The organism is Candidatus Omnitrophota bacterium (assembly GCA_016929445.1).
Taxonomy (GTDB): Bacteria; Omnitrophota; Gorgyraeia; order JAFGIU01; family JAFGIU01; genus JAFGIU01.
Window position 1 is genome coordinate 1 of the sequence record JAFGIU010000125.1, and the last position, 5,903, is coordinate 5,903.

Below are 5,903 nucleotides of genomic sequence, written 5' to 3' on the forward strand. Positions count from 1 at the left end.
GGGGATGAGGTCATCACCACGCCGGTTACTTTTATCGCCACTACCGAGGCAATCACCCGTGTAGGGGCGACTCCTGTTTTTGTCGATATCGATCCCGATGACTATTGCATGGATGTGAACCAGGTGGAGGCCCGGATCACGGAACGCACCAAGGCGATTCTGCCGGTGCACCTCTTTGGCCACCCTGCGGATATGGACGGTTTACGCGCTCTGTGCAATAAGCACTCGCTTTTAATGGTGGAGGACTGCGCTCAGGCTATTGGCGCAACCTGGAAAGGGGAGCCGGCCGGCAGTCTGAGTGAGGCCGGGACCTTCAGTTTTTTTCCCTCCAAAAACTTGGGTGGTTACGGAGACGGCGGCATGGTTGTCACCTCGGACGAGGATCTGGCGGATCATCTGCGCTTCTTGAGGGTGCACGGGAGCCCGGACAAGACCCGTTACACCATGGAGGGACAAAACAGCCGCTTGGATGAACTGCAGGCAGCCATGTTGCGCGTGAAGCTGGCCCACCTGGAAACATGGAATGCTTTGCGCCGTGAACACGCCCTGTACTACTGCCGGGGATTTGCCTACTTGGCCCGGGAGGGACGGATTGAGTTGCCCACAGAGAAGCCCGGGGCCAAGAGCGTGTATCACCTTTTTATTGTGCGTGTGGATGACCGGGACGGCCTGCACGCCCACCTCAATGCCCGGGGAATTTCCTCGGCTGTCTACTATCGTATCCCCATGCACCTGCAACCGGTCTACGAGACTCTTGGTTTTCCGGCTGGTTCCTTCCCCCAGGCAGAGAGGGTTTGCTCCCGCTTTCTGGCCCTGCCCCTATATCCGGAACTGACGACTGAGCAACTTGATAGGGTGCTTGGAGCGGTCTCCGAATTCTTGTCTGCTTGACCCGGGAACCGTTGTCCCTAAAATAGATAGGATAACCACGGGGGACAAATGCATATTGTTGTGACCGGGGGGGCCGGCTTTATCGGCTCTCACCTTGTAGATCGGCTTTTGGCCGAGGATCACCAAGTCACGTGTGTGGACAACCTGATCACCGGCAAGCTCGAGAATCTCGAATCCGCTCAGAAGAATCCCAAGTTCTCCTTTATCAAACAGGATGTGACCACCTTTCTGGACATTCCCGGACAAGTGGATTACATTCTGCATTTTGCCTCGCCCGCCAGCCCCATTGATTATCTCAACCACCCCATCCCCACACTTAAGGTCGGATCTTTGGGTACACACAATGGATTGGGCCTTGCCAAGGCCAAAGGGGCGGGTTTTCTCATTGCTTCCACAAGCGAGGTTTACGGAGACCCTCTGATCCATCCTCAAACCGAAGATTACTGGGGCAATGTGAATCCCATTGGCCCGCGCGGGGTCTATGACGAGGCCAAGCGCTTTGCCGAGGCCATCACCATGGCCTATCACCAAGCGCACGGAATAAACACGCGCATCGTACGTATCTTCAACACCTATGGCCCGCGTATGCGGCTTAAAGACGGGCGCGCGATTCCCGCTTTCGGGGCCCAGGCCCTTTGTAATGAACCCATTACAGTGTTCGGCAAGGGGGAGCAAACGCGCTCCTTCTGTTATGTGTCTGATTTGGTGGAGGGGATCCGCAGGCTCATGGACGCCGGCTTTCACGAGCCCGTGAATCTGGGAAATCCCAATGAAATGACGATCCGGCAGCTGGCTGAAAAGATAATTGCTCTTACGGGTTCATCGAGCCAAATCGTGGAGCGGCCCATGCCTGTGGATGATCCCAAGGTGCGGCAGCCGGATATTACCAGGGCAAGGAGACTACTGAACTGGGAGCCCAAAGTCAGCTTGGAGGACGGGCTCCAAAAGACGCTGGCGTTTTTTCGAGAAGAACTAGCCCGGAGGTGAGCGTGGTTGGAATTGGAGTGATCGGGGCAGGGAATTGGGGAAAGAATCTGGTGCGGGATTTTAGCCAGCTCCCGGATTCGGACCTGAGATGGATATGTGATGCGAGTTCCGAGGCCCTTGGGCGTTTGAAGCGGGCTTTCCCTGCGGCGCGCACGACCAAGAGTTTCGACGAAGTGCTGGGGGACCCGAAGGTTCAGGCCGTGGCCGTGGCTGTGCCCGTGGTCAAACACTTTGAAGTGGCCAAGGCCGCACTCGAGGCGGGCAAACACGTGTTTGTGGAAAAACCTATTACTTTGCATTCTTCTGAGGCTGAAGAACTCATTGAAATTGCAGAGGACAAAAACCTCCGGCTCATGGTGGGGCATTTGCTGCGGTACCATCCGGCGGTTGAAAAGTTGCAGGCTTTGATTCGTTCCGGGGAGTTGGGGGAGGTCTACTATATCTACGCCCAACGGGTGAACCTGGGCCAGGTGCGCAAAGACGAGAACGCCATGTGGAGCTTTGCCCCGCACGATATTTCGGTCATCCTGCATCTCTTGGACAGTGATCCGGTTCAGGTCTCGGCCATGGGCCAGGCCTATTTGCAGGACAGCATCGAGGACGTCAGTTTTTTGACCATGCGCTTTCCCAGCGGGCAGATGGCCAATATCCAGCTCAGTTGGCTGGACCCGCACAAGGTCCGTAAATTTACCATTGTTGGCAGTCAGAAAATGGTGACCTTTGACGACATGGAGCCCACGGAAAAAATACGTATTTATGACAAAGGCATTAGCCGGAATTACGATTCCTACGGCGAGTGGATTTCCTTGCGTTTTGGAGACATCCATATCCCGCGGGTGGATATGGGCGAGCCCCTAAAGCGGGAGTGCCAGCATTTTCTGGATTGCGTTCGCAGCGGAGACCGGCCTAAGACCGACGGACGGGAAGGCCTGCGCGTGTTGCGTGTTTTGGAGGCAGCCCAAAGCAGTCTGGATCAGGGCGGGGTGCCGGTTGACTTGAAATCCAAAGGAGTGTTGCAGTCGTGAGCGGCGCTGAAAACAACTATTTTGTGCATGAGTCCTCTTTTGTGGATGCCGGGGCCCAAATCGGCGAGGGGTCGCAGGTTTGGCATTTCTGTCACATTATGCCCGGTGCTGTTTTGGGCCGGCGCTGCAAACTTGGCCAGAGCGTATTCGTAGGCCAAGGCGTGCGCATCGGCAACAATGTGAAGATTCAGAACAATGTTTCCGTTTACACCGGAGTTGAGTTGGAAGACGATGTATTTTGCGGTCCGTCCATGACGTTCACGAATATTGTGAATCCGCGCTGTGAGTTTCCCCAAAACCAGGCGGGGGATTACCTCAAGACCGTGGTGAAGAAGGGGGCGAGCCTGGGCGCTAATGTCACCGTGGTTTGCGGGCATACGATCGGCCGCTATGCTTTTGTCGGCGCCGGCGCGGTCGTGACCAAAGATGTGCCGGACTTTGCCCTTCTTTACGGCAACCCGGCCCGGAGGCAGGGCTGGATGTGCAAATGCGGTTTCCGGATTGAAATGGATTCAGACAGGGGTATTTGCGGGCATTGCGCGCGCGAGTACCTTTTGGAGGCCCCGGAGAGTCTGGTTCTGCAGAGAGAACCCGCGGAGCAAATGTCGTGAAACTGGTCTCCGTGATCGGGGCGCGTCCGCAGTTTGTCAAGGTTTGGGCCGTGGCCAGGGCCCTCCATGATTATGTGGATGAGGTGGGCCGCGCTGACTTGGCGCACAAGATCGTGCATACCGGACAACATTTTGAGGAAGCCATGTCCGGGAGCTTCTTCAGGGAGTTTAAGCTGTCGGAACCCGACTATAACCTGGGGATATCCGGGGGGAGCCAGGCAAGTATGGTGGGCCGGATGGTGACAGCTCTGGAAGAAATTCTGCTCCGGGAAAAGCCGGATGCCGTGATTGTATACGGAGACACCAACTCCACCCTGGCCGGCTCCATTGCCGCAGCTTGCCTGGGTATTGATATTGCGCACGTGGAGTCCGGGTTGCGTAGCGGGGATCCGCGCCAGCCCGAAGAAATCAACCGGGTGACCTCGGACCGTCTTTCGCGAATTCTGTTCTGTCCTATTGAAGAAGCGGCGGAGCTTTTGCGCAACGAGGGGATTGTCGACGGTGTGCATTTGGTCGGGGATGTGATGGTCGACTCCTGGTGCAGTTTTGTGGAGCAGCGCGATGAAGCCTTTGTGCAGGGGCTTGATATGGGCCCGGAGTTTTGCCTGGCCACCTTTCACCGCGCGGAGAACACCAATGATTTGGGGCGGCTCGCCGGGATTCTGGAGAGTTTGGAGCGTCTTGTCGCAGGAGGCAGGCCCGTGGTCTTTCCCGTGCATCCGCGAGTACGGAATTTGTTGGCCGAAGGCAAGGTTCCGGCTCCGGCAGGCGTGAAGATGATCGAGCCTGTGGGCTATGCGCGGATTTTGGCGCTGCAGAACGCGGCCTCTTTGGTGTTGACGGATTCCGGGGGAATCCAAAAAGAGAGTTATTTATTTAAGACACCTTGTATTACGGTGCGTGATCGCACAGAGTGGACACCTACCCTTCGGGGAGGGTGTAATCGTTTGGTCGGGGCGGATGCAGAGAAGATTGTGGCTGCTTCGGAAGAAATCCGGGAGAATCCGCCTCGAAACTGGAACCGGGAGCTATTTGGGGACGGGCACGCAGGGGATCGCATTGCCGGGATTCTCTGGCAGAGCTACAGCCCGTCCACCTTGGAGGTCAGACTACAGTGATTAAAGGAAAACGTATTTTCTTAACCGGCGGCGCGGGATTTATCGGCACCACCTTGATCCAGCGGCTTATTGAAAACAACACGGTGATTGCGTACGACAATTTACTCCGGGATGCCCTTACCGGCACGGATCTGGCCCGGCACCCGAATCTGACCTTTATCAAGGGAGATGTGTTGGACACGGAAGCCTTGGCGCCGGCCATGAAAGGGGCTCAAATCGTGGTGCACCTGGCTGCGATTGCGGGCGTGGATTCCGTGTTGCGGGATCCTATTACCACGATCAAGGTCAATATGGTGGGCACGGCCAATGTGCTCGACATCGTTTCACGAATCAAAGGCCTGGAACGTTTTGTGGATTTTTCCACCAGTGAGGTCTTTGGGACGCATGCCTATAAGGTGGATGAGTTTGCTCCCACTCTGCTGGGCAGCGTGGGTGAAGCGCGCTGGACCTATGCGGTCAGCAAGCTGGTGGGTGAGCATATGTGCCATGCGTATTGGCGTCAGAATAAAGTGCCGGCCTGTAGTATCCGTCCCTTTAATGTGTACGGCCCCGGCCAGGTGGGGGAAGGCGCGATCCAACAGTTTGTGAAACGCGCTGTGCAGGGAGAGGACCTGGTGGTCCGGGGGGATGGTTCCCAGATCCGGGCCTGGTGTTATGTGGACGATTTGATTGAGGGTTTGCTCCTCGTCCTGGAACACCCCAAGGCTGTGGGCGAGGTCTTCAATATTGGAAATCCGCTGAGTACCGTGACTATCTATGACTTGGCTCGCCGGGTGATCGATGTTACCGGGGCTCCCTCGAAGATTCGTTTCGAACCGCTCAATTACACGGACATCGAGATTCGCATTCCCAATATTGACAAGGCGCGTTCCCTATTGGGCTATGAGCCTAAGGTGCAGTTGGAAGACGGGATTCTCCGCACCTATGAGTGGTTCAAAAAACAGCTGGTTTCCGAGATCGCCGGGGCTTAGGCCGGGCGCGCGAGTCCGATAAAATGGCGCAATCCACAGCGATTAGCACAGGCAGGCATCTCTGGTTCCCGGAAGAGCTGCAACCCGGGGATGAGGGCAGCCTGCATGATTTTTTCCGCGAAGTGCGCGGGGCCGCAGCTGAAAGAATTATCCTGCGTTGGCCCTGGCAGTCCGTGGAGAATCCGGGCGGGCCGTGCACGCACCTGGTGGTGCGCAAAGGAGGCCGGTTTTTGGGCTCGGCAACCGCGCTTCCAGTAGGACTTTCGGTTTCCGGAGTCCTTCTAAAGGCCTGCTGGTTAC

General features: G+C 56.5%; 7 protein-coding genes. All 7 read left to right on the top strand.

The features are described 5' to 3' along the window. Positions 1-891 (top strand): DegT/DnrJ/EryC1/StrS family aminotransferase (locus tag JW937_09700; protein MBN1587681.1); only part of this gene is annotated, 891 nt, incomplete at its 5' end. Positions 892-939: 48 nt separating this feature from the next. Next, positions 940-1,878, top strand: a complete 939-nt coding sequence (locus JW937_09705; protein MBN1587682.1) for an SDR family oxidoreductase — start codon at positions 940-942, stop codon at positions 1,876-1,878. After that, a complete protein-coding gene (locus JW937_09710; GenBank protein MBN1587683.1) occupies positions 1,875-2,903 on the top strand; it encodes a Gfo/Idh/MocA family oxidoreductase in 1,029 nt (342 codons plus the stop codon). The genes JW937_09705 and JW937_09710 overlap by 4 nt, the downstream gene beginning before the upstream one ends. A gap of 23 nt (positions 2,904-2,926) precedes the next feature. Then, entirely contained in the window at positions 2,927-3,514 is a 588-nt protein-coding gene (locus JW937_09715; GenBank protein MBN1587684.1) for an N-acetyltransferase, read from the top strand. Then, complete coding sequence (gene wecB / locus JW937_09720; protein ID MBN1587685.1) at positions 3,511-4,632, top strand: UDP-N-acetylglucosamine 2-epimerase (non-hydrolyzing); 1,122 nt, start codon at positions 3,511-3,513, stop codon at positions 4,630-4,632. The genes JW937_09715 and wecB overlap by 4 nt, the downstream gene beginning before the upstream one ends. Then, positions 4,629-5,603 carry an NAD-dependent epimerase/dehydratase family protein gene (locus tag JW937_09725; GenBank protein ID MBN1587686.1) on the top strand — a complete coding sequence of 325 codons (975 nt, stop codon included), beginning with the start codon at positions 4,629-4,631 and terminating at the stop codon, positions 5,601-5,603. The genes wecB and JW937_09725 overlap by 4 nt, the downstream gene beginning before the upstream one ends. A 23-nt stretch (positions 5,604-5,626) precedes the next feature. Beyond that, positions 5,627-5,903: hypothetical protein (locus JW937_09730; protein MBN1587687.1), on the top strand; the 277-nt coding region annotated here is incomplete at its 3' end.